The following is a 26,198-nucleotide window of genomic DNA, read 5'->3' as shown; positions in this document are numbered from 1 at the left end:
CTTGTCAGGGACCGGTCATACAGTCCGGATCATGAGTTCGGACACTTGGTTCTTTGTCGCTCAGTTCATTGCCTTGATTGCCGTGCCGCAGGCCGCAGTGCTGGGCCTAGCGAAATTCGTAGGTCTATCGCCCGCCCCGGCCGCGCAGCACATGTCCAAAGTCCTCGACGCGAGTGCGTATGTGACCCTCGCAATTGTGTCGGGGATGGTGATCATCACCGGCTCGTCATCTTCGATCACAGCGCCCTCCGCTCTGGGCGAAGCGATCACGGTTTATTTGATGATCTTCGTCTGCATCGCAGCTTCCGTAGGAGCTGTCAATCACGGCGCCCACCGTGTGAGGAGCGCTTCGAGGATTGACGAGTGCATGGGGTCCATCGCGGTGATTTTCCTCGTTGTCGCGGTGGCAAGTGTCATTTCCCTCCTTGCTGCCGGGGTCGATCTCAGTATGAGCTCGGGCGCGGGTTCGGATTGGCTTGCATTCGGGGTACTGGTCGTTCCCTCGGTCGTCGTCGTAGCTGTCCGATGGCTTCGCTTGCCAGGCGCTACAGCGCGGAAGTCGGGAACAGCTCGAACCTAGGCGTAACTGGTTGGTTTGGGCTCCCCAGGACGTAGGCGACTGTCCAAGTCGGACGGCGAAGCGCGCAGTGAACCCTCATGTGGATTATGAACTGCATCTCGCACAGGAGTCGACAAAGTTCGGGCCCTGCTCTGCGGAAACGTTGGCCATGCGCCGAGCGCATGGCGTGTTGACACAGGGGGTGCGAGCTCTTCTCCGCAGAGCGGATCGGTCGTCCCGGTATCGTGGACGCCATGATGTACGCCCTGGGTATCGCAGCGTTCGCGCTGTGCATCCTCGCGTCGATCGCCTGGCACGAGTGCGGGCACATGTGGGCGGCCCAGGCCACCGGCATGAAGGTCCGGCGCTATTTCATCGGCTTCGGCCCCACCCTGTGGTCGGTGCGGGGACGATCGGGGCCCGAGGGCGACGACGGCATCGAGTACGGCGTCAAGGCGCTACCGCTCGGCGGCTTCTGCGACATCGCCGGGATGACCCTGCTGGACGAGCTGAAGACGCCCGTCGAGCAGGAGAAGGCCATGTACAAGCAGGCCGCGTGGAAGCGGCTGTTCGTGCTGTTCGCCGGACCGGGGATGAACTTCATCCTCGGCGCGCTGCTGATCTACGGCGTCGCGGTCACGGCGGGCCTGCCGTCGACCACGGCGACGCCCCGTGCGGCCGTCGCCGCCACCGGCTGCGTCGCCGACGCCACGACGAAGCCGACCAAGGAGCAGCCCAGCCGCCCCGTCGGCGAGTGCCGCCCGAGCCCCGCGGCGCAGGCGGGCCTGCAGCGCGGCGACATCATCGCCTCCGTCAACGGCGCCGCGGTCGACGCCGACACCGTGTTCGACGCCCTGCAGAACTCGACGGGGGCCATCGTCCTGGGCATCGAGCGCGACGGGCAGCAGCGCACCGTCAGCATCGACCCCGTGACCAGCAAGAAGTGGCGCCCGTCGGACGACGGGAAGGAACTGGTCGAGGTCTCGGGCCCGACGATCGGCATCACGGTCGGCACCTTCGGCGTGACCGACCACTACAACCCGATCACCGCCATCGGTGGCACCGCCGCGTTCACTCTGGACCTGGGGCACAAGACCCTCGTCGCGATCGGCGAGCTGCCGCAGAAGATCCCCGCCCTGGTCGACGCGATCAAGGGGGAGGAGCGCGGCCTCGACACCCCGCAGTCGCTGGTCGGCGCGTCGATGATCGGCGGCGAGGTGGCCGAGCGCGACATGTGGAGCGTCTTCTTCCTGCTCCTCGCCGGGCTGAACCTCATGCTGGGCCTGATCAACCTGCTGCCGGTGCCGCCGTTCGACGGTGGTCACATGGCGGTGGTGATCTTCGAGAAGCTCCGCGACCTGGTCACCGGCCGCAAGGGCGGCCCCGTCGACTACATGAAGCTCGCGCCACTGACGTACGTCGTCCTGGCGCTCGCGGGCGGGTACATGTTGCTCGTCCTCACAGCCGACATCGTCAATCCGATCAAGCTCTTCAACTGAACTGGAGTAGCAGGAAATGTCCGTAGGTTTGGGAATGCCGGCAGCCCCGGTCCCGACGCTCGCACCCCGCCGCAAGACCCGTCAGCTCAACGTGGGCGGCGTCGGCGTGGGCAGCGACAGCCCCATCTCGGTGCAGTCCATGTGCACCACCAAGACGCACGACGTGAACGCCACGCTGCAGCAGATCGCGGAGCTCACCGCGTCGGGCTGCGACATCGTGCGCGTCGCCTGCCCGCGGCAGGAGGACGCCGACGCGCTGCCGATCATCGCCAAGAAGGCGAACATCCCGGTGATCGCCGACATCCACTTCCAGCCGAAGTACATCTTCGCGGCGATCGACGCCGGCTGCGCCGCGGTGCGCGTGAACCCGGGCAACATCAAGGAGTTCGACGGCCGCGTCAAGGAGGTCGCGCAGGCGGCCGGCGCCGCGGGCATCCCGATCCGGATCGGCGTCAACGCCGGCTCGCTGGACAAGCGGATGATGGAGAAGTACGGCAAAGCCACGCCCGAGGCGCTCGTGGAGTCGGCGCTGTGGGAGGCGTCGCTGTTCGAGGAGCACGGCTTCGGCGACATCAAGATCTCCGTCAAGCACAACGACCCGGTGATCATGGTGGAGGCCTACCGGCAGCTCGCCGCGCAGTGCGACTACCCGCTGCACCTCGGCGTCACCGAGGCCGGCCCCGCCTTCCAGGGCACCATCAAGAGCTCCGTCGCGTTCGGCGCGCTGCTCGCCGAGGGCATCGGCGACACCATCCGCGTCTCCCTGTCGGCGCCGCCGGCCGAGGAGATCAAGGTGGGCGACGCCATCCTGCAGTCGCTGAATCTGCGGCCCCGCAAGCTGGAGATCGTCTCCTGCCCGTCGTGCGGCCGCGCGCAGGTCGACGTGTACAAGCTGGCCAACGAGGTCACGGCCGGCCTCGAGGGCATGGAGGTGCCGCTGCGCGTCGCCGTCATGGGCTGCGTCGTCAACGGCCCCGGCGAGGCCCGCGAGGCCGACCTCGGCGTCGCGTCGGGCAACGGCAAGGGCCAGATCTTCGTCAAGGGCGAGGTCATCAAGACGGTCCCCGAATCCAAGATCGTCGAGACGCTGATCGAGGAAGCCCTGCGCATCGCGGAGGAGTCGGGGGATAGTGAAAGCGGGACACCGGTCGTCACGGTGTCGTAGGTCGCGGGCCGTCGCATGCGGCGGTCCGTGTCAGGGGTGAGGAGCCGCGTTGCTGAGGATGCTGCACGAACGGCCGGTCCCGCCGAGGGACCTGCCGAAGGTGCTGGCCGTCCTCGACGACGACCCCGTCGCCGCCTGCATGGTCGCGGGCCGCGTACAGGAGTGCGGCACGGAGCCCGGACGCCTCGGGGGCGAGCTCTGGACCCACCGGGACGCGGGCAGTTCGCTGTGCTTCTCCGGCGCGAACCTCATGCCGCTGCGCGGCGACCCGGAGGACATGCGCTACTTCGCGGGCCGCGCCGGTCGCGCGCATCGAGCCGCGGCGTCGGTCGTCGGCCGCGCTGAGATGGTGCTGCCGCTGTGGGAGGGGCTCGAGGGCGCGTGGGGGCCGGCCCGGGAGATCCGGCCGGACCAGCCGCTGATGACGATGCCGGAGCCCTCCCGGTTCGCGCACGCCGCGGTCCGGCCCGCCCGCCTCGGGGAACTCGACCGCTACCTGGACGCCGCGATCGCCATGTTCACCGCCGAGGTCGGGGTCGACCCGCGCGGCACCGACGGCGGCCGCGCCTACCGGCGCAGGGTCGCCAACACGATCCTCGCCGGGCGCGCGTACGTCCTGTTCGACGGTGCCGAGGTCGCCTTCAAGGCGGAGGTCGGGGCCGTGTCGCGGACCGTCGGGCAGATCCAGGGCGTGTGGGTGCGGCCCGACCTGCGCGGGCAGGGCCTCGGCGGCGCCGGGACGGCGGCGGTCGCCGCTGCGGTGCTCCGGTCCGGCCGACTGCCCAGCCTCTACGTCAACAGCTTCAACCTCGCGGCGCGGCGCGCCTACGAGCGCGTGGGGTTCCGCCAAGTGGCGACGTTCGCCACCGTTCTGCTTACCTAGTACCTCGTGAACGCATGGGGGTACGCGGCCGTCGTCGCGCTGATGGTGATCGGCCTGCTGGGGATCGTCGTCCCCGTCCTGCCGGGTTCGTCGCTGGTCGCGCTCGGCATCCTGATCTGGGCGATCGTCACGGGTGGCGGCGCCTGGTGGGTGTTCGCCGCGGCGCTGGCGGTGATGGTGCTCGCCTGGGGCGTGAAGTACCTCGTCGGAGGGCGCACCATGGCCAAGGCCGGGGTGGGGAAGTGGTCGCTGGTCATCGGCGGCGTCGCGGGCATCGTCGGCTTCTTCGTGATCCCCGTCGTCGGCCTGGTCATCGGCTTCGTCGGCGGCACGTTCGCCGCCGAGGCGATCCGGCTGGGGGACGCGAAGGCCGGCTGGCGGGCCGCGCTCGCGGCGACCAGGGCCGCGGGCCTGCTCATCCTCATCGAACTGGCCGGGGCGCTGGGGGCCATCGCGATCTGGCTCGCCGCCGTGCTGAGTTAGCGCTCCTCGTCGCGGGCGCGTTTCTCCGCGAGCCGGCTGATCCGCTCGGTGTTGTTCTGCACGAGCGAGCTCGCGAGCGAGCCGCCGACGGTGACGAACAGCCCCACCACCAGCACCGCGTAGACCAGCGTGAAGATCTTCGACAGCGTCAGCGTGGGGCTCAGGGGGCCGTTGCCCATCGGCAGGCCCACCGATACCGCGTAGAACAGTGAGTCGATCACGGACCACTTCTCGGTGAGCGTGTAGAAGACCGTCGCCGCGGTCACGATCATCACGAGGCTGAGCACCGCGCCGCGCATCGACGGATCCCGCCAGCTCGTGCGGATCGCACCGGCGAGCCTCTTGAACATCAATGTCAGGCCCAACACGTCCCCAGCCTATCCGCGGCGCCGCGTAGGGTGTCCGGCATGCGATCCGCGGTCTCGGCATTGTTCGACCTCACGGGCCGCACGGCCCTGGTCACGGGCGCGAGCTCGGGGATCGGCGCGGCGATCGCGGAGGCACTCGCCGGCGCGGGCGCCCGCGTGGTGCGGGCGGGGCGCGACCGGGCTCGGCTCGGGCCCGACGGGATCAGCGCCGACCTCGCGCGCGGCGCCGCCGACCTCATCGCGCAGGCCGACGCCCGGACCGACGCCGTCGACATCCTGGTCAACTGCGCGGGCACCAATCCGCGGCCCCCGCTCGGCGAGATCGACGATGCGCTCTACCGGGAGATCCTCGCGGTGAACCTCGACGCCCCGTTCCAGCTCGGCCAGCACTACGGGCCGCGGATGGCTGCGCGCGGCTGGGGCCGGATCATCAACGTCGCCTCGACGCAGGCGCACCGTGCGTTCGGCAACAGCGGCGCGTACGGGGTCGCGAAGGCCGGCATCGCCGGGCTCACCCGCTCCCAGTCGGAGGCGTGGGCGCCGTCCGGCGTCACCGCGAATTCGCTGACGCCCGGACTGGTCGATACCCCGATGACCACGGCCGTGCTCGCCGACCCCGAACGGTCCGGGTACTTCCGGCGCCGCGCGCACACCGGGACGCTCGGCGCGCCGTCGGACTTCGCGGCCGCGGCGGTCTTCCTGGCCGGGCCGGGATCGGCGTTCGTGACCGGCCAGAACCTGTGCGTCGACGGTGGCCTGTCGGTCACCTAGGACACGGGCCGCGTCGAGGAATCGGCCGGTCCGCGCCGAGCTGCTCCCATCCGGTCGCGACCGCGGACTCGGCCGGTTCTCCTGCTACACGCGCTCGAGAACCACGCTCGCGCCGTGCCCGCCTGCGGCGCAGATGCCGAGCAGTGCGGTGTCCTTGCCGGTGAGCGCCAGCTCGTTCGCCATCGTGGTCACCATGCGGGCGCCGGTGGCGCCGAACGGGTGACCGATCGACACGGAGCCGCCGTGCACGTTCAGCTTGTCGGTATCGACCTCGCCGACGGCGGTGTCGCGACCCAGGCGCTCGGCGGCCCATTCCGGGCTGGCGAGCGCGTCGAGCACGGAGAGCGTCTGCGCCGCGAAGGCCTCGTGGATGTCGACGAGGTCGACGTCCTCCAGCTTCAGGCCGGCCTTCTCCAGGGCGCGCGGCATGGAGATCGCCGGGCCGATGAGCACCTCGTCGGCCGGGTCCACGCTGACGTAGCTCCAGGACCGGATCGCGGCCAGGGGCGTCAGGCCCAGCTCGCGGGCCTTCTCCTCGCTCATGATCAGCACCGCGGCCGCGCCGTCGGTGAGCGGGCTGGCGTTGCCGGCGGTGACGGTGCCGTCGCGCTCGAAGGCGGGCTTGAGCCGCGCCATCTTCTCGGCGCTCGTGTCGTGGCGGACGAGGCCGTCGCGGGCGACGGTCCTCCCGTCCGGCGTGGTCACCGGCACCACCTCGCGGTCGAACCGGCCCGATGCGATGGCCGCGGCGGCGCGGGCGTGCGAGCGGGCGGCGAACGCGTCCTGCGCCTCGCGGGTCACGCCGTGGATGCGCGCCATCTTCTCAGCCGATTCGCCCATCACCTCGCCGGTGGTCCGCTCCTCGATCCGGGGGCGGCTGGGGAGCAGGCCGGTGAACGGGGCGAGTCCGATCGCGGCGTCCAGGTAGGCGCGCGGCGACGGCTTGCCGAGTGCGAGGGGAGCGGCGGCCTGGACGAGCTTCTGCGGCAGGTTGACCGTCGCGTTGGAGACGGAGTCGGAACCGCCGGCGATCATCACGTCGTACTCGCCGCGTTCGATCGCCGCGGCGGCGGTGGTGATCGCCTGCAGGCCCGACGCGCAGGCGCGGGTCACGGTGTGTCCCTCGACGCCGTGGCCGAGGCCCAGGTCGAGCGCGATCTCGCGGGCGATGTTGGGCGCTCCCGGGGGCAGGATCACGCCGCCCCAGACGATCGCCTCGATGCGGTCGGCGGCGGCCGGGACACGGTCGAGGAGGCCGCGGACGGCGTGGTCGGCCAGCGCGATGCTGTCGAGCTGGGCGTAGTCGCCGAAGGCGCGGACGAACGGGGTGCGCGCGCCGGAGACGATGACGGCGCGGCGGCTCTGCGGAGTTGTCATGCCGCGATCTTACTCACGAGTCAGTTCCGGCGCGTGACTCAGGTCACCGCGTTCCACCCGTCACGTCCGCCTCAGCGGCCACAGCCCCGCGCGGCAACCCGAACCCGACGGTGCACCGTCATACGCTGGCCCGGTGAAGAAGCCGATGCGCCGCGCCGTCGTGATCGTCGCCCTCGTGGCGATGGTCGCGAGCGCCGGCTGCTCGCCGGCGAACAGCAACGGGCCCGGCCCGCTGGCGGTGCGGTTCGGAGCCGCCCTCGCCGACAAGGACCTCGACGGCGCCGCCGCGCTCACCACCTCACCCGAGACCGCGAAGAAGGCCCTCGAGAACGCCTTCGACGGGCTGCAGGCGCGCGGCGTCCAACTCAAGGTCGGGCAGGTGCGGACCACCGGCGCGACGAGCGAGGTCGAGTACGAGTACGTGTGGGACCTTCCGGCCGAGCAGGGCCGCTCCAGCCGCACCTGGGACTACCGCGGAACGCTGACCGGCGTCCAGGAGAACGGGCAGTGGCGGGTGCGCTGGGCGCCGTCGGTGCTGCACCCGCGATTGGGGGCGAACCAGACGATGGTGCTGCGGGCCCTGCCCGCGGACAAGGCGCCCGTGAACTCCGCGTCGGGCGGCTCGGTGCTCGTGCCCGGTGTGATCACCCGCATCCGGATCGACGCCGCCAAGGTCCCGGCGCCCACGACGGTCCTCGACGTCGCGGGGCAACTGGCGCGCGCCCTGCAGCCGATCCTGCCCGCGCTCGACCCGGTGCAGATCACCGAACAGGCCACCTCGCTGGGCGCGCCGTACACCGTGGCCTCGGTCAACCAGGACGACCTCCGCAAGCTCGCGGGCGACGTCACGACGTTGCCGGGTGTCACGCTCGTCGAGCAGGCGGACCTCGTGCCCACCGACCGCACGTTCGCGCCGGCGCTCATGTCGTCGATCAAGCGGAACGTCACGGGTGACCTGGCGGGCAAGGACGGCTGGGAGGTGATCGCGCAGGCCGACACCGGCGCGCGGGTGTCCACGCTGTCGTCCACCGCGCCGCAGACGGCGCCCGCGGTCTCGGTGAGCATCTCGCCGATCGCGCAGGCGGCGGCGCAGGCCGCCGTGAACACCCGCCGCGACCGCCAATCGATGATGGTCGTGATCCAGCCGTCCACCGGCAACGTGCTCGCCGTCGCTCAGAACCCGGAGGCCGACAAGCTCGGTTCGCTCGCCACCTCCGGCCTCTATCCCCCGGGTTCGACCGGCAAGATCGTCACCGCGACCGCGGCGATCTCCGCCGGCATCGCCACGCCCGAGACGATCGTGCCCTGCCCCGGGACGCTCACCATCGGTGAGCGCGAGGTGCCCAACTACAACCGCTTCGCCCTCGGCGACGTATCGATGCAGCGCGCCTTCGCCCGTTCGTGCAACACGAGCTTCGCCTTCCTCGGCGCCAAGCTCAAGCCCGAGGCGCTGCCCACCGCGGCCGCCGAGCTCGGCATCGGCCCGGAGTACGCGATCGCCGGGCTACCCGTCTCCTCCGGGCAGTACCCCCTGGCCAAGGCCATGGTCAACCAGGTCGAGGACAGCTTCGGCCAGGGCGAGGTGCTGGTCAGCCCGTTCGCCATGGCGCTGGCCGTCGCCTCCGTCGCGCACGGCGGCGCGGTCACCCCGCAGCTCCTCCTCGGCAAGCCCACCAAGGTCGACGGGGAACGTCCGCCGCTCGACGCCAAGGCCGCCGACGGCGTGCGCGCCATGATGCGCGAGGTCGTCGCCTCCGGAACCGCCGAGCTGATCCGGGGCTCGGGCGACATCCTGGGCAAGACCGGTGAGGCGGAGGTCGACGGTGGCTCGCACGCCTGGTTCGTCGGCTACCGCGGCGACCTGGCCTTCGCCACCCTCGTCGTGCTCGGCGGCAGTTCCGACAACGCCGTCGCGGTCACCAAGGAGTTCTTCGACCGCTTCGACGCGCCCGTCCCCGCCGCCCCGAACTGAGCACGCCCGAGTGCGAGGCCGGCCCCCGAGCGGCGCCACCTCCTACCTGCGGGAGGTTCTCACTCGTCATCGGGTTGCACCCCGATGATCCGTCAGAACGTCCCGCGCGAACACCGTCAACGCCCCACGAATTCGTTTGCGGAGCCGACGGGGACCGCGGGACGCTCGTTCCCATGGACATCGAGCTGATGGCACCGGCCGCCGACTGGCACGACGAGTGGCTGCGCAACGTCGCGGAGTGGGGCGACGTGACGCACCACCCGGGCTCCGGTGGCGCGCTCGCGGGCGACCTCGACCTGACGGCACCGTCGGACTTCGCGACCTGGGTGGACCGCCTGAACGAGCAGGCGACGGTCGACCGCGGCGGCGACCGCGTGCCCGCCACGAGTTGGTGGATGGTCGACGGTGACCGGTACCTCGGGGCGATCCAGCTCCGGCACGAGCTCAGTCCGATGCTCGCCGAGCTCGGCGGCCACGTCGGCTACCACGTGCGGCCCTCGGCGCGGCGGCGGGGCGTCGCCTCGGCGGCGCTGCGGGAGGTGGTCCGCCGCGCGGGCGCGCTCGGACTCACCGAGGTCCTCGTCACCTGCGACGAGAGCAACCTGGCCTCGCGCCGCACCGCCGAATCCGCGGGCGGTGTGCTCACCCGGATCCGCCCCGTCGACGACTACGGCATCGGCCACGACTTCCTCGAACCCGTCTGCCACTACTGGATCCAGACGGGGCCCGACGGTGTGCGCGCGGCGCCGATTACGCTGAACGGATGACCCGCGCTGCACTCGTCCCCGGCACCGTCTCACCCCGTCTGGCCGTCCCGGCGACGATCGTGCGGCCCGAGTACGTCGACAAGCCGTCGGCGAACGAGGGCAACGAGCCGTGGGTGCAGACGCCCGAGACGATCGAGAGGATGCGCGTCGCCTCGCGGATCGCCGCCGACGCCCTGCAGGCCGCGGGTGCCGAGGTGGCTCCCGGAGTCACCACCGACCACCTCGACCGGGTGGCGCACGAGTACATGCTCGATCACGGCGCCTACCCGTCGACGCTGGGCTACCGCGGCTTCCCCAAGAGCTGCTGCACGAGCCTCAACGAGGTGATCTGCCACGGCATCCCGGACTCGACGGTGATCGAGGACGGCGACATCGTCAACATCGACGTGACCGCCTACATCGACGGGGTGCACGGCGACACCAACGCCACCTTCCTCGCCGGCGACGTCTCCGAGGAGCACCGCCTCCTCGTCGAGCGCACGAAGATAGCCACCGAGCGGGCGATCAAGGCGGTCAAGCCCGGCCGCGAGCTCAACGTGGTCGGCCGCGTCATCGAGTCCTACGCGAATCGCTTCGGCTACACCGTGGTCCGCGATTTCACGGGCCACGGCATCGGCGAGACCTTCCACAACGGCCTCGTCGTGCTGCACTACGACGAGCCGAACGTGGAGACAGTGCTCGAGCCGGGCATGGTGTTCACCATCGAGCCGATGATCAACCTCGGCGGCCTCGACTACGAGATCTGGCCCGACGGCTGGACGGTCGTCACCGCCGACCGGAAGTGGACCGCGCAGTTCGAGCACACTCTCGTCGTCACGGACGACGGTGCGGAGATCCTCACCCTGCCGAGCGACGCCGCCTAGATGCGCGGGGCGCTGCTGATCGCCGGCGCCACCTCGGACGCCGGCAAGTCCACGATCACGGCGGGCCTGTGCCGGCTCCTGGCCCGGCGGGGCGTGCGGGTCGCGCCGTTCAAGGCGCAGAACATGTCCAACAACTCCGTCGCCACCGTCGAACCGGACGGCACCAGCGGCGAGATCGGCCGCGCCCAGGCGACCCAGGCGCTCGCGTGCGGGCTGGCCCCGTCGGTCCGGTTCAACCCCGTCCTGCTCAAGCCCGGCAGCGACCGCCGCTCCCAGCTCGTGCTCCACGGCCGCGCGGTCGGCGACGTGGGCGCCCGCGACTACGTCACCCGCCGCCAGTGGCTGCTCGACGAGGTCACCACCACGCTGCAGGGCCTGCGCGACGAGTTCGACGTGGTCCTGTGCGAGGGCGCCGGCAGCCCCGCCGAGATCAACCTGCGCGCCACCGACATCGCCAACATGGGGCTCGCCCGGGCAGCGGGCCTGCCGACGCTGATCGTCGGCGACATCGACCGCGGGGGAGTGCTCGCGCACCTCGCCGGCACCGTCGCCGTGATGCCGCCCGAGGACCAGCGCCTCGTGTACGGATTCCTCGTCAACCGCTTCCGCGGTGACCGCTCGATCCTCGAACCCGGCCTCGAGCAGCTCGCGGACCTCACGAAACGTCCCACGCTCGGCGTGCTCCCGTACCTCGCCGACCTCTGGCTCGACGCCGAGGACTCGCTCGCCGCGTTCGGCACCGACCTCGTCGGCCGCGGCTCCACCCGGCCCGATGCGCTCCGGGTGGCCGCCGTCGCGCTGCCGCGCGTCTCCAACACCACCGACGTCGAGGCGCTCGCGTGCGAACCCGGTCTGACGGTCCGCTGGACGACCCGGGCCGCCGATGTCGCCGCCGCCGACCTCGTCGTGCTCCCCGGCAGCAAGAGCACCGTCGGCGACCTCACGTGGCTGCGCGGCAACGGCCTCGCGGACGCGCTGGTCCGGCGCGCCGCTGCCGGCCGCCCGATCATCGGTATCTGCGGCGGCTACCAGATGCTCGGCCGCACCATCAGCGACCCGTCCGGCGTCGAGGCGCCCGCCGGCACCCGGGTGGACGGCCTCGGCATCCTCGATCTCGACGTCGTGTTCGCGCGCACCAAGTGCGTCCGGACGGTCGCCGGCACCGGGCTCGGCGTGGGCGCGACGGGTTACGAGATCCACCACGGCACCGTCGTCCGGAACGCGGAAGGTCCTGCGCTGCAGGGCCCCGACGGCCCGGAGGGGGCGCTCACGCCGCAGGTGCTCGGCACCCATTGGCACGGGCTGTTCGGGTCCGACGACTTCCGCCGGGCCTACCTCGCCCGAGCCTTCCCCGGCCACGACCCCGGGCCGTCCGTGAGCTACGACGGTGCGCGCCTCGCGCAGCTCGACACGATCGCCGACGCGCTCGAGGAGCACGGGGACGTCGATGCCATTCTGGAACCTTTGCTTTCACCTGTCGCATTTTCGGCGATCCTGCCGACCATTCGGATCATCAGTGACTAGCGTTGACGACCATGCCGATCGATTCAGCTGACACGGTGCAGGTGCCCACGGGCTCGTGGACCTTCGACGTGTCGGTCGGGGGGTCTGAGCACGGCGTGCCCGTCCTGCTGCTGCACGGATTCCCGCAGACCGAGGAGTGCTTCGACCAGGTCCGGGAGAGACTCCACGAGGCGGGTCTGCGCACCATCGCGCCCCGCCAGCGGGGGTACAGCGCGGGCGCGCGCCCGGTGGGCGTCGACCAGTACACGATGAAACACCTCGCGGAGGACGCGGCCGGTGTTCTCGACGCGCTGGACGTGCCCTACGCGCACGTCGTGGGTCACGGCCTCGGCGCGACGGTGGCGTGGCACTTCGCGGCCGCCTACCCGCTGCGCGCCATGAGCCTGACGGCGGTCTCCTTCGGCCACCCGTCGGCGTTCGGCGACGCGATGGCCACCGATCAGGACCAGCGGCAGCGCTCGCGTTACCTCGAGCTGTTCCTGCGGTCCGGTGAGGCGGAGAAGGCGCTGCTGGCCAACAACGCGCGCACGCTCCTCGCGACGGCGCCCGGCGGCGGCATCGAGGCGCTCGCGGACGAGCCGACTCTGACGGCCGCCCTGAACTGGTATCGCGCGAACCTCGCGCCGGGCGGCGAAGGACTGGAGTGCCCCGTGATCGAGGTGCCCACCACGCTGGTGTGGGGCAACCGGGACGCGATCGCGGGCGCGGCGCAGGCCAAGGGCACCGCGCACTACCTCCGGGCCGACTACCGGCTCAGCGAGGTGCCCGACGGTGACCACTGGCTCCCGTTGCGCGCGCCCGCGGCGCTGGCCTCGGAGATCGCGCTGCGGACGCTGCGGAACTGACCGCGCTCCCGCGCGGCCGGTCCGCAGCGGTCCGCGTTACTTGTCGCTGCCGCAGGTGCAGCTGTCGCCGCACGAGCAGTTCTCGCACGTGCAGTTCGGGTTGGAGCAGCCGGGAACGAAAGAATCATGCTGAATCATGCATATGACTCTACCTCGTGCGGCTCCCGCGATCACGCGTCCTTCCCGAGCCCCAGCAGCGCGTTCTCGACCAACTCCGGCAGCGCCGGGTGGATCCAGTACTGCCCGCGCGCGAACTCCTGCGCCGGGATGGAGAAGGACATCGCCGTGATCGCGGACTGGATCAGCGCCGAGGCCTGGTGCCCGACGATGTGCGCGCCGACCAGCAGGCCCGTGGACCGGTCGGCGATGAGCTTGCACACCCCGTCGGCGTCGGCCATCGCCCAGCCGTAGGCGATGTCGGCGTAGCGCTGCTCGGCGACCGCCACGTCGATGCCCCGCGAGCGGGCCTCCGCCTCCGTCAGCCCCACCGACGCCACCTGCGGGCGGGAGAACACCGCGCCCGGCACGAACCGGTGATCGGAGGTCGCGGCGGGGGAGTCCCAGCCCGACAGCAGGTTCTCCGCCACGACCCGGGCCTCGTGGTTCGCGACGTGCCGCAGCGGGAACCGCGTGCTCACGTCGCCGAGCGCCCACACGCCGCGGACCGGCGTGCGCTGGTGCTCGTCGACCGGGACGCGGCCGGCGTCGTCGAGCTCGATGCCGATCGCCGAGAGCGCGAGCGTGTCCCCGTTGCGCGTGCGCCCGGTCGCGACGAGCAGCACGTCGCCCGCCACCGCCCCGCCGTCGGTGAGGTCGACCTCCACGCCGTCGCCGGCCGGCCGGGTCGCGGTGACCTCGGTGCCGAGCCGCACGTCCCACCGCTGCGAGACCGCCTCGGTGAACGCCTCGGAGATGGTCTGGTCCTGGGAGCGCAGCAGCCGCTCGCCCCGCGCCACGACCGTGACCTCGGCGCCGAGGCCGGCGAAGACGTGCGCGAACTCGGCCGCGATGTAGCCGCCGCCCACGATGATCACGCGCCCCGGCAGAGCGTCGAGCCGCATGATCGTGTCGTTGGTGTGGAAGGGCGCCGCGCCCTCGGCGGTGAACACCGGCGGGATCACCGGGCGCGAGCCCGCCGAGATCACCACGTCGCGCCCGGAGACCACGGTGCCGTCGGCCAGCTCGAGGCGGTGCAGGCCGTCGCCGGAGGAGGGCAGGAACCACGCCTCCTGCTGGAAGACCGTGATGTTCGGGCACGTGTCGCCCTCGCGGTACCGCAGCCCGCCCGCCGCGTACCGGTCGATCCGGCCGAAGACGCGGTCCCGGATGTCGGCCCATCGGGTGCCGGTGATCTCCGCGTCGACGCCGACCACGCCGCCCTCGCGGGCCTCATCGGCGACGTCGGCGGGGTAGACGAACATCTTGGTCGGGATGCAGCCGACGTTCAGGCAGGTGCCGCCGAAGGCGCCGTTGAACTGCCCCTTGTCGACGATCGCGATCGAGCGGTCGTCGAAGCGGTGGTCGGGGATGGTGTTGCCGGCCCCGGACCCGATGATGACGAGGTCGAAGACGCGCTCGGCCATGTCAGGCCTCGATCTCGCGGGCCAGCCAGGCGCCCAGCTCGGCGTAGGCGGTCTCGCGGGCGTCCTTCTCGGAGAGGAAGACGTCGTGCTTGGCGTTCTCGACGGGGATCACCGTGAGCCGGCCGCCCAGGGCGCCCGACCACTTCGCGATCTGCCGGGTGTCGAGCACCACGTCGGCGCGCCCGGCCTCCTCGCTCCACTCCTTCGGGGCGAAGCTCTTCGTCGAACGCAGCACGAGCGACGGGACGCCCACGTCGAGGCCGCGGTGCAGCAGGCTGTGCGCGACGCGGACGGCGCGCAGCCAGCCGAACCGCACGGGGAAGCCCTCGATGGGCTTGATCCGCACGTCGAACTCGAACTCGCCGTGCTCGTCGGCGTGGATGGTCTGGCCGTACACGCCGACCGCCTCGACGGGGACGATGCGGGTGCCCACGGCCTTGCCGATGAGCTTCACGACCGGCGTCGCGACCTCGCGCAGCACCGCGGAGCCCTGCAGGTCGAACCACGGGCTGTCGAGCACCAGGCCGACGATCGGGGCGGTGCGACCCGCCTTGCGGCGGCGGTCGAGCCACAGCGGGGTGATCAGGCCGCCCGTCGAGTGCGCCGCGACGACGACGCCGAGGCCCGGGTGCTCCTGCTCGATCGCCGCGACGGCGAGGTCCAGCTCGGCGTCGTAGACGGTGAAGTCGGTCGCGTAGTGCGCCGACTGCCCGTCGCGCAGCGAACGCCCGCACTTGCGCAGGTCCAGCGCGTAGAAGGCGTAACCGCGGTCCGCGAAGAACTCGGCGACGGCGGTCTGGAAGAAGTAGTCCGAGAATCCGTGCACCCACAGCACCGCGTGGTGCGGGTCCTGTGGACCCGCCACGTGCTTGACCAGCGTGGCGACGACGTCGCCGCCCGGCTCGCCGTCCGGGTCGGGGCCCAGCTCGAAGGTGTGCTGGGCGAAATCGTCGCCCAGAATGTCGGGGGAGAAGGTCAGCTCAGTGGTCGCCACGGCTTCACTGTAATGACGCCGCGCGGTCCGGTCGTGCTCCGCGGGTGGTCCGGCCGTCCAGCACGGTGTGCCGCGCGCCACCGAAGGGCCCCGGAGTAAGGTTCTGGCGCAGAAGGGGGCCGATCGGTGGCCCCGCCCCACGTCGAGGAGTGAACTACCAGATGGCCCGTAACGTGATCAGCACGGACGTCGCGCTCGTCGGCGCGGGAATCATGAGCGCCACGCTCGGCACCCTGCTCCGCAAGCTCGAGCCCAGCTGGTCGATCAACGTCTTCGAGTCCCTCGACGCCGCCGCCGCCGAGTCCTCCGATCCGTGGAACAACGCGGGCACCGGCCATTCGGCGCTGTGCGAGCTGAACTACACCCCGCAGGCCGCCGACGGTTCCGTCGACATCTCCAAGGCCATCACGATCAACGAGCAGTTCCAGGTCTCGCGCCAGTTCTGGGCCTACGCGGTGGACGCGGGCGTGCTCGATCAGCCCTCCGACTTCATCAACCCCATCCCGCACGCCAGCTTCGTGCACGGTGCCGACAACGTCGAGTACCTCCGCAAGCGCTACGACGCGCTCGCGCACCAGACCCTGTTCGAGGGGATGGAGTTCTTCACCGACCCGGCCACCTTCACCGAGCGCCTGCCGATAATGGCGGCCGGCCGCAACTTCGGCGATCCCGTCGCCGTCAACTGGTACGAGGGCGGCACCGACGTCGATTTCGGGTCGCTGACCAAGAAGCTCATCAACTTCGTCGGCAAGGGCGGCGCCGTCCACTTCGGCACCAAGGTCACCAACCTCAAGCGCACGAAGGAGGGCTGGCGCCTCACCGTCAAGAACCTGCGCACCCACGAGGTCTCCCACGTGGACGCGCGCTTCGTGTTCGTCGGCGCGGGTGGTGGTGCACTGCCGCTGCTGCAGAAGTCCGGCATCAAGGAGGCCAAGGGCTTCGGCGGCTTCCCCGTTTCGGGCCAGTTCTTCCGCTGCTCGAACCCCGAGCTCATCGACCACCACGCCGCGAAGGTCTACGGCAAGGCGGCGGTCGGCGCCCCGCCGATGTCCGTGCCGCACCTGGACACCCGCGTCATCGAGGGCAACAAGGGCCTGCTGTTCGGGCCCTACGCCGGCTTCTCGCCGAAGTTCCTCAAGGCCGGCCAGTACACCGACCTGCCGCTGTCGGTGAAGCCGAACAACCTGCTCCCGATGATGGCCGTCGGCCTCAAGGAGATGGGCCTGACCAAGTACCTCATCGGCGAGCTCCTGCAGTCGCCCGCCGACCGCGTGAAGACGCTGTCCGAGTTCGTCCCCCGCGCCGACGGCCACGACTGGGAGCTCATCACCGCGGGCCAGCGCGTCCAGGTGATCCGCAAGGGCCCCGGCGGCGGCAACCTCGAGTTCGGCACCGCGGTCATCGCCGCGAACGACGAGTCGATCGCCGGCCTGCTCGGCGCCTCGCCCGGCGCCTCGACGGCGGTCCCCGCCATGCTCGACGTGCTGGGCAAGTGCTTCCCCAAGCACATGCAGGCGTGGAAGCCGTTGCTGCAGGAGATGATCCCGTCCTACGGGACCACCCTCAACGACAACAAGCAGCTGTTCGACCAGGTCTGGGACTGGACCAACCGCACGCTGCAGCTGTCCCCGGGTGTCGGGGCCGACGCGCAGGCGTAGCGGCGTGCGCCGGGCCACCGGGGACGAGCTCGACGCGAGCAGCCTCTACGCGCTGCTGAAGCTGCGCGCCGAGGTCTTCATCGCCGAGCAGCAGAGCCCGTGGCTCGACGTCGACGGGCGCGACCTCGACCCGTCGACCGTCCACCTCTGGCTGCCCGACGGTGCCGCCCCCGGCGGTTCCGGCGGCGCGATCGCGACGGTGCGCGTCACCGACGAGGGACCGGGCGTCGCCGCGATCGGCCGGGTGTGCGCGGCCCCCGCGTACCGCGGGCGCGGCCTGATCGGCGAGCTGATGAGGGCCGCGCTCGCCGAGCTCGACGGCCGTGCCTGCCTGCTCGAGGCCCAGTCGCACCTGGAGGGCATGTACGCCAAGTACGGATTCGCCCGCGAGGGCGACGAATTCATCGAGGACGGCATCCCGCACGTCCCCATGAGGAGGCCTGCCGGTGTCTGACCGCTACCCGTTCAGCGCCGTGGTCGGCCACGACGAACTGCGGCTGGCCCTGACCCTGTGCGCGATCGCGCCCGCCGTCGGCGGCGTGCTCGTGCGGGGCGAGAAGGGCACCGCGAAGTCGACCGCCGCCCGCGCGCTCGCCCCGCTGCTCCCGGCCCGTCCCGACGGAGCGCCCGCCCGCCTCGTCGAACTGCCCATCGGCGCCACCGAGGACCGCGTCGTCGGTTCGCTGGACCTGCACCGCGCCCTCGGCGAGGGACGCGTCGACTTCACGCCCGGCCTACTGGCCGATGCCGACGGCGGCATCCTCTACGTCGACGAGGTCAACCTCCTCTCCGACCACCTCGTCGACGTGCTGCTCGACGCCGCGGCGATGGGGCGGGTCACCGTCGAGCGGGACGCCGTCTCCCGCTCGTACCCCGCACGGTTCGTCCTGGTGGGCACCATGAACCCGGAGGAGGGCGAGCTGCGGCCGCAGCTGCTCGACCGCTTCGGCCTCGCCGTCGACGTGCGGGCGAGCCGCGACGTGGACGCCCGCGTCGAGGTGATGCGGCGCCGCCTCGCGTTCGAGGCCGACCCCGCCGCCTTCGCCGCGGAGTACGCCGATGCCGACGCCGCACAGGCCCGTCGCATCGCCGACGCCCGCGACCGGTTGCCCGGCGTGGCGCTGCCCGACGGGGAGCTGCGCCGCATCGCCGCGGTGTGCGCCGCCTTCGACGTCGACGGCATGCGCGCCGACCTGGTGATCGCCCGGGCGGCGCGCGCCCATGCTGCGTGGCGCGGCGCCGCCGAGGTCACCGAGGACGACGTGCGCGTGGCGGCCGCGCTCGCCCTGCCGCACCGCAAGCGCCGCGACCCGTTCGACGAGCCGGGCCTCGACGACGCCGAACTCGACCGCGCTCTCGACGACGCCCGTGACGCCGCCGACGAGCCCGATCCCGACCCGGACGGCCCCGATCCCGACGGCCCCGGCGACGGCGGACCCGGCGACGGCGGGCCCGGCGGACAGCAGGCGGACCCACCGGCGCAGGACGATGCCGCGGAGCCCGGGACCGAGCCGCAGGGCACCGCGCTGCCGACCACGCGACACCGCACCGTGGGCCGGCTGACCGTGCCCGGCACGGGCACCGGCGGAGCGACCGGCCGCCGGTCGAAGACGCGCGCGGAGCGCGGCAGCGTCGTGCGCGCCGCACCCGCCGGCACCGGTGCGGGCCTGCACCTGGCCGCGACGCTGCGCGCCGCCGCACCCGCACAGGCCGCCCGCGGCCGCATCGCCGGCCCGCTGCACCTGGCGCCGTCCGACCTGCGGTCCCCGATCCGTGAGGCCACCGAGGGCAACCTCGTCGTCTTCGTCGTGGACCTGTCCGGATCGATGGCCGCGCGGGAGCGGATCGCGCTGGTCGGCGAGGCCGCGGTGTCCCTGTTGCGCGACGCCTACCAGCGGCGCGACAAGGTCGCCGTGATCGGCTTCCGCGCCACGGAGGCCACGCTGCTGGTGCCGCCGACGCGGTCCGTCGACGTGGCCGTCGCGCGGCTCGCCCGCGCCCGCACCGGCGGCCGGACTCCGCTCGCGGAGGGGCTGATCGAGGCGCGGAAGCTGCTGCGGCGCGAGGACCTGCGCCCCGACGCGCGCCGCCCGCTCGTCGTGGTGCTCACCGACGGTCGGGCGACCTCCGGCCGGGACCCGCTGCCCCGCGCCCTCGCCGCCGCCGCGGGCCTGCACGCCGACGGTCGAGCGACGGTCGTCGTGGACTGCGAGACCTCGATGGTCCGGCTGGGCCTCGCGGCGAAGGTCGCGACGGCGCTCGGCGCGCCGATGATCCCGCTCGGCGGCCTGAGCCCGCAGGATCTGGCCCGCGTCGCCTGACGTATGTTCCGAAAGTCGACTCGCGGCGGGCAGCGCGACAGTATTCGTCGCCGCGCCTCGCTGGAGTGAAGTTCGGTAGCGCCCCCGACCCGAAGGAGTGATGTCATGCCGCAGGGCAAGGTCGAATCAGTGCCGCAGGACGGCCTGACCACCCGGCAGCGCCGCAACCAGCCGGTGCTCGCCGTCCACACCGGGCCGGGCAAGGGGAAGTCGACGGCCGCCTTCGGCATGGCGATGCGCGCGTGGAACCAGGGCTTCGACATCGGCGTCTTCCAATTCGTCAAGAGCGCGAAGTGGAAGGTCGGTGAGGAGGCGACCATGCTCGCGCTGAACGAGCTGCACGAGCGCACCGGTGCCGGCGGGCCCGTCGAATGGCACAAGATGGGGCAGGGCTGGTCCTGGCTGCGCCGCACCGACGACGCCGAGCAGGACCACGCCGAGGCCGCCCGCGACGGGTGGCGGGAGATCGCGCGCCGGCTCAGCGTCGAGCAGCACCGGTTCTACGTGCTCGACGAGTTCACCTACCCGCTCAAATGGGGGTGGATCGACGTCGACGAGGTGGTCGAGACACTGGTGCACCGGCCCGGCAATCAGCACGTCATCATCACCGGTCGCGACGCGCCGCAGGCGCTCGTGGACGCCGCCGACCTGGTCACGGAGATGACCAAGATCAAGCATCCGATGGATGCGGGGAGGAAGGGCCAGAGGGGGATCGAGTGGTGAGCCCGGCGTGAGCGTCCCCGCAGTCGTCATCGCCGCACCGTCGTCGGGCAGCGGCAAGACCTCCATCGCCACCGGCCTGATGGGGGCCCTCGCTCGGACCGGCGTCGTCGCCCCGTTCAAGGTGGGGCCCGACTACATCGACCCGGGGTACCACGCGCTCGCCACGGGCCGTCCCGGCCGCAACCTCGACGCGGTGCTGTGCGGAGCGCCCCGCGTCGCCCCGCTGTACCGGCACGGTGCGTCCGGCGCCGACATCGCCGTCGTCGAGGGCGTGATGGGGCTGTTCGACGGTCGCATCGTCGACGGCCCCGGTGGCGCCGCGACCGAGGGCATCGGCTCCACCGCCGACATCGCCCAGATCCTCGGCGCGCCCGTCCTGCTGGTGGTCGACGCCCGCGGGCACTCGCAGTCCCTCGCCGCGCTGCTCGCCGGATTCGCCACCTACCGGCCCGGAGTCTCCATCGCCGGCGTCATCCTCAACCGCGTCTCCAGCGCCCGGCACGAACGTGTCCTGCGCGACGCCTGCGCACAGGCGGGCCTGGAGGCCGTCGGCGCGGTGCCCGGCGCGGCGGCGCTGGAGGTGCCGGCGCGGCACCTCGGCCTCGTCCCCGCCGCGGAGCGGGGGCCGGGCGCCGTCGCCGCGGTCGCCGCGATGACCGACCTGGTGGAACGGCACGTCGACGTCGACCGGATCCGCGCGGTGGCCCGGCCCGTCGCGGACGGACCGGTGTGGTCACCGTCGGAGGAGGTGGCGCGCGCGGGCGAGCCCGTCGTCGCGCTGGCCGGCGGCCCGGCGTTCAGCTTCGGCTACGCCGAGCACGAGGAGCTCCTGCGCGCCGCCGGGGCGCGGGTGCGCCGATTCGACCCGCTCGCCGACGAGCTGCCGGACGGGGCCGCCGCCGTCGTCCTGCCCGGCGGCTTCCCCGAGGTGTACGCGGAGAAGCTGTCGGCGAACACGGCCCTGCGGGCGCAGCTGCGGAGCCTGGTCGCAGCCGGCGGTGTGGTGCACGCGGAGTGCGCGGGCCAGCTGTACCTGGCCGAGTCGCTCGACGGCGTGCCCATGTGCGGCATCGTGCCCGGGACGGCGACCTTCACCCCGCGCCTCACGCTCGGGTACCGGGACGCCGTGGCCCTGGGTGGCGGCGCCCTGTTCGAGGCGGGGGAGCGCGTCACCGGCCACGAGTTCCACCGCACGGCGCTCGCCCCGGGCCCCGCGCCGGCGTGGGGATGGCGCGACGGGGAGGGGGCCGCGGTGACCGATGGGCACCTTTCGCCCACAGTGCACTCCTCGTACCTCCATGTGCACCCTGCCGGATACCCGGACGTGGCGGAACGCCTGGTCAGAGCGGTCGCGTGAGGAATTCGTCTCACCCTGAACGGGGGCCTCGCGCGGGCTGAGAGCATCCTGTACAAAAGCCTCATGCACACGTCGATCAAGCTCGTCTCCGTCACCTTCGCCGCCGCTGCCGTGGTCGCCACCTCCGCCTGCGCCGCCGGTTCGTACGCCGCCCCCGGCTCGCCGTCCTCCTCGTCCTCCGCCAAGCCCAGCGCGTCGGCCAAGCCCTCCGTCAAGCCGTCGACCGGTGCTTCGGCGTCGGCCACGCCGTCGGCCTCGAAGCCGACCCCCGTCAAGGCCGGCACGCCGAGCGCCGTCCTCGCCTCGACCGCGTGGGAGACCACCTCCGCGAAGGATGCGAAGGGCGCCAAGGTCGCGCTCACCGACAAGGACGTCAAGAACTACGTCGGCTGGGCCTACTTCAAGAAGGACGGCACCTTCACCCTCTACAACCTGGACGACACCGCCAAGGGCAAGGGCACCTGGTACGTCTCGCCCGACGGCAAGAAGCGCACCATCGTCGCCAAGAACGCCGATGGCAGCGTCCAGTACACCCGCACCGTCGAGATCGTGACCCTCACCGAGAAGGAGTTCACGTACCGCGTGTACCCCGAGGCCTCGAACAAGGCCGTGTACTACGACATCGTGCACACGCCCACCAAGCACGCCGAGCCGCGCGCATAGCGACGGATGCCGCTCACTAAGCTGAGCGGAATGAACAGCCACGGCGCCCCGCACGATCCCTACCTCGTCGGTCTGGATCTGCGAGGGCGCCGTGTCGTCGTCGTGGGGGCCGGCACCGTCGTCCAGCGGCGACTGCCGGTGCTCCTCGCGGCCGGCGCGGACGTCCACGTCATCGCCCCCGAGGCGACGCCGGCCGTCGAGGCCACGCCCGGCATCGTCTGGCACCGCCGGGAGTACGCCTCCGGCGACCTGCTCGGCGCCTGGTACGCGCTGGCCGCGACCGACGACCCGGCGGTGAACGCCGCCGTCGTCGCCGAGGCCGAGGCGGCGCGCACCTTCTGCGTCCGCGCGGATCTCGCGCGTGAGGGCACGGCCGTCACCCCGGCCACGGTCGCCACCGACGGGCTCCAGGTGGGCGTCCTGGCGTCCGGGGATCACCGACGGTCCGCCGCGGTCCGCGACGCCCTGCGCGCCGTCCTCACCGGCGACGAGGCGGCTCGGCCCACCCACAAGCCCGAGGGCGTGGCCCTCGTGGGCGGCGGGCCGGGCGACCCCGATCTCATCACCGTGCGCGGTCGCGCCCTGCTCGGGCTCGCCGACGTGGTCGTCGCCGACCGCCTGGCCCCGCCGCGGCTGCTCGCCGAACTCGCGCCGCACGTCGAGGTCATCGACGCCGCGAAGGTGCCCTACGGCCGGGCCATGGCACAGCAGGCGATCAACCGGGTGCTCATCGACCGGGCGCGCGAGGGCAAGTTCGTCGTCCGGCTCAAGGGCGGCGACCCCTACGTCTTCGGCCGCGGCTTCGAGGAGCTCGAGGCGCTGGCCGCCGAGGGCATCCCCGTCACCGTGGTCCCCGGCATCACCAGCTCGATCGCCGCGCCCTCCGCCGCGGGGATCCCCGTGACGCACCGGGGCGTCACGCACGAGTTCGTCGTCGTCTCCGGCCACGTCGCGCCGGGGCACCCCGACAGCCTCGTCGACTGGGACGCGCTCGGCCGGCTGCGCGGCACCGTCGTGGTGCTCATGGCCGTGGAGCGCCTCGCCGCCATCGCCGAGGCGCTGATCGCGGGCGGCCGTCCGGCGGAGACCCCGGCGGCCGTCGTGGAGAACGCGACCACGGGCGGGCAACGCACTGTGCGCGGCACCCTCGCCACGATCGCGGCGGACGCCGCGGCGGCGAGCGTCGTACCGCCGGCCGTCCTCGTCGTGGGTGCGACGGCCGGTTTCACCGCCGCGCTGGGCGGCTGACCCACACCCGGGCTGGGTTTCGCGCGTGTCGGCGGAATGTGACGCCCCCGCGACGGCCGCGGCGCCTCCGGGCTGCGATCACCGCTCTGCGCTGCGCTGATCGCCCGAATCGGTGGAAATCCGCCGCCGTCAGACCTGTCACTACAGTAACTCTCGTCACAATTGTTACCGTTCACGACTTCCGAATCCGCTGGGGTAGTCGGTAGCCTCGGGCATCATGACCTCAACGATGGCGCCCAGCAGCCCGGCGCAGACCTACCGCGTCAAGGGCAGCGCCGTCGGCATCCCCATCCTCGTCCTGTGCGGGATGATCTTCCTCTCGGTGCTCGATGGCACCGTCGTCTTCGTGGCGATGCCGGAGATCCAGGACGCCCTGGGCCTCTCCGACGCCACCAAGGTCTGGGTGTTCGGCGCGTACGCGCTCACGTTCGGTGGGTTCCTGCTGCTCGGCGGCCGGCTCGGCGACACCTTCGGCCGGAAGAAGATGTTCCTGCTCGGCGTCATCGGCTTCACCGTGGCGTCCGCACTCGCGGGCTTCGCGACGAACGAGGCGTGGCTGTTGGCGGCCCGCGTCGGCCAGGGCTTCTTCGCCGCGATCGCGGGGCCCACCGCGCTGGCGCTGATCGCGACCACGTTCGCGCCCGGGAAGGCCCGCAACCAGGCCTTCGCCGTCTTCGGTGCGATGGCGGGCCTCGGCTCCATCGCCGGGCTCGTGGCGGGCGGGCTGCTCGCCACCATCGACTGGCGCCTCATCTTCTGGATCAACGTGCCCGTGGGCATCGCCTGTGCCATCGGCGGTTGGTTCACGCTCGACGAGGCGATGTCGGAGCGGCGCCACGCGCTCGACGTCAAGGGTGCCGTCCTCGCGGTCGCGGGCTGCGTGACCGGCGTCTACGCCCTCACCGCCGGGCCCGAGGCGCACTGGCAGAGCGCCTCGGTCTACATCGCGGCGGTGATCAGCGCGATCTGCCTGACCCTGTTCCTGTGGGTCGAGCGCACCGCGAAGAACCCGATCCTGCCCTTCTCGCTGTTCAACAACCGCAACCGCGTCGCCGCGATGCTCGCGATCCTGGTGTGCGGCGCCCTGATCCCCACCCTGGGCTTCTACGTCGCGCTGACCTTCCAGCTGGTCCTCGGTTACACGCCCTTCCAGTCCGGCCTCGCGCTGCTGCCCTTCGCCGTGGGCTTCGGCATCTCCGTGGCGATCAGCGCCTCGCTGGTGCGCCGCTTCCAGGCCCGCTGGCTGGTGGCCATCGGCGGCGTCATCGTCTTCCTGCCCTGCCTGTACGTGCCGACGCTGATGAGCAAGGCGCCGGCCACCATCGACTACTTCCCGCAGATCGCCCTTCCGGTCTTCTTCATCGGCATCGGCGTGGGTATGGCCGTCGTGCCGCTGCCGCTCGGGGCCGTCGCCGGGGTGCGCCCGTCGGAGATCGGCCCGCTGACCGCGCTGATCGAGGTCGCGCAGAATCTCGGCGGCATCATCGGCCTGGCGTCCGTGCAGGTCGTCGTGACCTCGCGCATCATGGCCGAGGGCGGCCCGACCACCGGCCACCTGCGCCACGACACGTTGACCGGCGACCAGATCCATGCCCTGGCCTCCGGGTACGGCCTCGCCTTCATCGCGTGCGCGGCGATCCTCATCCTCGCCGGCCTCGTGGTGGTGCCTTTCATGCGGTTCACCCCGGAGGAGATCGCCGAGGGGCAGGCCGCCAAGGAATCCAGCGAGTCCGGTGGCGCGATACCGTCCACGTCCTTCCCGGCGCAGGCCTTCGAGGATGATGACGACGACGTCGACGACGACTGGGAGCCTCTCGAAGGAGACGTGACCTCGGGGTCCTTCGCCGCGATCCGCCGCGAGGACTTCGACCGCGCCTACAACGAGGAGCCGGGCGATCCCGAGCCGGTGTACTTCACCGATCGGTTCCGCGCCATTAAGCGCTCCGACGTCGAGGGCGGATCCGCGCAGTCCGGCGCGGCAGCGCCCCCGGCGGGCCCGGTGCCGGCCCGACCCGGCCCCGGCGTGCCGCAACCGCCGACGCAGCAGGTCCCCGTCGCCCGCCCGCCGCGCCGTCCCGCGCCGTCCGCTCCGCAGCAGGCCCACCCGCGGCCCGCCGCCCCGCAGCCGCACCGCCGCCCGGCACCGTCGACGCCCCAGCAGGCCTACTCGCACCCGAGCGATCCGTTGCCCCGTCCGGGCAGCCGCCCGGGGGAGGGGCTCGCCGGGATCGCCCGGCCCTCCGGTCCGATCCAGCGCGAGAGCGTCGACCTGCCGCGCCCGCCGGTGCCGCCCACCCCGCGCGCCGCGGTTCCCGACTACCGCCCGCCGCGGCCCGCCCCGCAGCAGTACCGGGTCGACCCGCCCGCGCCGCGGACCGACGGGCCCGCGCCGGCACCCCGGCCCGAGCCCCGCTTCGAGCCCGTCCCCGCGGGTGCGCGCACGGGCCGGCACGCCGCACCGGAGCCCGACGGCATGCACCACCCGGCGCCGACCCCGCAGGCCGACCGCGTGAGCCGGGCGCGGCGGCACCGCCGGGAGGACTGACGGGGCCGTGCCCGGCGTGTCGCCCGAATT

Annotated in this window: 23 protein-coding genes; 19 read left to right on the top strand and 4 right to left on the bottom strand. The window is 72.2% G+C overall.

The features are described from left to right. Positions 1-31 precede the first annotated feature (31 nt). The 5 genes from ELY19_RS22050 (at position 32) to ELY19_RS22030 (ending at position 4,589) form a co-directional block, all read left to right on the top strand. Positions 32-580, top strand: coding sequence for a hypothetical protein (locus ELY19_RS22050; protein ID WP_126198397.1), 549 nt, complete (start codon positions 32-34; stop codon positions 578-580). A 233-nt stretch (positions 581-813) separates the two neighbouring features. Beyond that, entirely contained in the window at positions 814-2,058 is a 1,245-nt protein-coding gene (locus ELY19_RS22045; RefSeq protein ID WP_126198396.1) for a M50 family metallopeptidase, read from the top strand. Positions 2,059-2,074: 16 nt separating this feature from the next. Then, a complete protein-coding gene (ispG, locus tag ELY19_RS22040) occupies positions 2,075-3,223 on the top strand; it encodes a flavodoxin-dependent (E)-4-hydroxy-3-methylbut-2-enyl-diphosphate synthase (RefSeq protein ID WP_126198395.1) in 1,149 nt (382 codons plus the stop codon). A gap of 49 nt (positions 3,224-3,272) precedes the next feature. Further along, positions 3,273-4,106, top strand: coding sequence for a GNAT family N-acetyltransferase (locus ELY19_RS22035; protein WP_126198394.1), 834 nt, complete (start codon positions 3,273-3,275; stop codon positions 4,104-4,106). Positions 4,107-4,112: 6 nt separating this feature from the next. Further along, complete coding sequence (locus ELY19_RS22030) at positions 4,113-4,589, top strand: DUF456 domain-containing protein (protein ID WP_227967035.1); 477 nt, start codon at positions 4,113-4,115, stop codon at positions 4,587-4,589. On the opposite strand, the gene ELY19_RS22025 is transcribed toward ELY19_RS22030, so the two are convergent. Continuing rightward, entirely contained in the window at positions 4,586-4,957 is a 372-nt protein-coding gene (locus ELY19_RS22025; protein ID WP_126198393.1) for an ion channel, read from the bottom strand. The two genes, ELY19_RS22030 and ELY19_RS22025, sit on opposite strands and share 4 nt — an antisense overlap. A gap of 39 nt (positions 4,958-4,996) precedes the next feature. On the opposite strand from ELY19_RS22025, the gene ELY19_RS22020 reads away from it, so the two are divergent. Further along, positions 4,997-5,728 carry an SDR family NAD(P)-dependent oxidoreductase gene (locus tag ELY19_RS22020; protein WP_126198392.1) on the top strand — a complete coding sequence of 244 codons (732 nt, stop codon included), beginning with the start codon at positions 4,997-4,999 and terminating at the stop codon, positions 5,726-5,728. An 84-nt stretch (positions 5,729-5,812) separates the two neighbouring features. On the opposite strand, the gene ELY19_RS22015 is transcribed toward ELY19_RS22020, so the two are convergent. Next, on the bottom strand, positions 5,813-7,105 hold the full coding sequence (locus tag ELY19_RS22015) for an acetyl-CoA C-acyltransferase (protein WP_126198391.1): 1,293 nt from the start codon (positions 7,103-7,105) through the stop codon (positions 5,813-5,815). A gap of 145 nt (positions 7,106-7,250) precedes the next feature. On the opposite strand from ELY19_RS22015, the gene ELY19_RS22010 reads away from it, so the two are divergent. The 5 genes from ELY19_RS22010 to ELY19_RS21990 all read left to right on the top strand — a co-directional run bounded on the left by ELY19_RS22010 (position 7,251) and on the right by ELY19_RS21990 (position 13,076). Further along, entirely contained in the window at positions 7,251-9,077 is a 1,827-nt protein-coding gene (locus ELY19_RS22010) for a penicillin-binding transpeptidase domain-containing protein (protein WP_126198992.1), read from the top strand. 173 nt (positions 9,078-9,250) lie between these two features. After that, positions 9,251-9,844, top strand: a complete 594-nt coding sequence (locus ELY19_RS22005; protein ID WP_126198390.1) for a GNAT family N-acetyltransferase — start codon at positions 9,251-9,253, stop codon at positions 9,842-9,844. After that, positions 9,841-10,707, top strand: coding sequence for a type I methionyl aminopeptidase (gene map / locus ELY19_RS22000; protein ID WP_126198389.1), 867 nt, complete (start codon positions 9,841-9,843; stop codon positions 10,705-10,707). The genes ELY19_RS22005 and map overlap by 4 nt, the downstream gene beginning before the upstream one ends. Next, positions 10,708-12,231 carry a cobyric acid synthase gene (locus ELY19_RS21995; RefSeq protein ID WP_126198388.1) on the top strand — a complete coding sequence of 508 codons (1,524 nt, stop codon included), beginning with the start codon at positions 10,708-10,710 and terminating at the stop codon, positions 12,229-12,231. An 11-nt stretch (positions 12,232-12,242) separates the two neighbouring features. Beyond that, positions 12,243-13,076 (top strand): alpha/beta fold hydrolase, encoded by an 834-nt coding sequence (locus ELY19_RS21990; RefSeq protein ID WP_126198387.1) that lies wholly within the window; start codon positions 12,243-12,245, stop codon positions 13,074-13,076. Positions 13,077-13,246: 170 nt separating this feature from the next. Here the strand turns inward: ELY19_RS21990 and ELY19_RS21985 are convergent, their stop codons facing one another. Next, the gene (locus ELY19_RS21985) at positions 13,247-14,659 is read right to left on the bottom strand and encodes a mycothione reductase (RefSeq protein WP_126198386.1); all 1,413 of its coding nucleotides are present in this window, start codon (positions 14,657-14,659) and stop codon (positions 13,247-13,249) included. A gap of 1 nt (position 14,660) precedes the next feature. Continuing rightward, on the bottom strand, positions 14,661-15,653 hold the full coding sequence (locus ELY19_RS21980) for an alpha/beta hydrolase (RefSeq protein WP_126198385.1): 993 nt from the start codon (positions 15,651-15,653) through the stop codon (positions 14,661-14,663). Between the two features lie 161 nt (positions 15,654-15,814). Between ELY19_RS21980 and mqo the strand changes: the two genes are divergently transcribed. The 8 genes from mqo (at position 15,815) to ELY19_RS21940 (ending at position 26,168) form a co-directional block, all read left to right on the top strand. Next, the gene (gene mqo, locus ELY19_RS21975; protein WP_126198384.1) at positions 15,815-17,311 is read left to right on the top strand and encodes a malate dehydrogenase (quinone); all 1,497 of its coding nucleotides are present in this window, start codon (positions 15,815-15,817) and stop codon (positions 17,309-17,311) included. 4 nt (positions 17,312-17,315) lie between these two features. Beyond that, positions 17,316-17,765: a GNAT family N-acetyltransferase gene (locus tag ELY19_RS21970; protein WP_126198383.1), complete on the top strand. Its 450-nt coding sequence runs from the start codon at positions 17,316-17,318 to the stop codon at positions 17,763-17,765. After that, positions 17,758-19,632: a VWA domain-containing protein gene (locus ELY19_RS21965; protein ID WP_126198382.1), complete on the top strand. Its 1,875-nt coding sequence runs from the start codon at positions 17,758-17,760 to the stop codon at positions 19,630-19,632. Before ELY19_RS21970 ends, ELY19_RS21965 begins: the two co-directional genes overlap by 8 nt. A gap of 105 nt (positions 19,633-19,737) precedes the next feature. Beyond that, on the top strand, positions 19,738-20,355 hold the full coding sequence (gene cobO, locus ELY19_RS21960) for a cob(I)yrinic acid a,c-diamide adenosyltransferase (protein WP_126198381.1): 618 nt from the start codon (positions 19,738-19,740) through the stop codon (positions 20,353-20,355). Further along, positions 20,318-21,712 carry a cobyrinic acid a,c-diamide synthase CobB gene (locus ELY19_RS21955; protein ID WP_197715950.1) on the top strand — a complete coding sequence of 465 codons (1,395 nt, stop codon included), beginning with the start codon at positions 20,318-20,320 and terminating at the stop codon, positions 21,710-21,712. Before cobO ends, ELY19_RS21955 begins: the two co-directional genes overlap by 38 nt. 63 nt (positions 21,713-21,775) lie before the next feature. Then, complete coding sequence (locus tag ELY19_RS21950; protein WP_197715949.1) at positions 21,776-22,375, top strand: DUF4822 domain-containing protein; 600 nt, start codon at positions 21,776-21,778, stop codon at positions 22,373-22,375. A gap of 30 nt (positions 22,376-22,405) precedes the next feature. Then, positions 22,406-23,623 carry a uroporphyrinogen-III C-methyltransferase gene (cobA, locus tag ELY19_RS21945; protein WP_126198379.1) on the top strand — a complete coding sequence of 406 codons (1,218 nt, stop codon included), beginning with the start codon at positions 22,406-22,408 and terminating at the stop codon, positions 23,621-23,623. A gap of 217 nt (positions 23,624-23,840) precedes the next feature. Then, positions 23,841-26,168 carry an MDR family MFS transporter gene (locus ELY19_RS21940; RefSeq protein ID WP_227967030.1) on the top strand — a complete coding sequence of 776 codons (2,328 nt, stop codon included), beginning with the start codon at positions 23,841-23,843 and terminating at the stop codon, positions 26,166-26,168. Positions 26,169-26,198: the final 30 nt, after the last annotated feature.

Origin of the sequence: Tsukamurella paurometabola, from assembly GCF_900631615.1 — a bacterium.
GTDB lineage: Bacteria > Actinomycetota > Actinomycetes > Mycobacteriales > Mycobacteriaceae > Tsukamurella > Tsukamurella paurometabola_A.
Note: the sequence above shows the minus strand (reverse complement) of the source record. Positions and strands in the feature narration are given on the sequence as shown.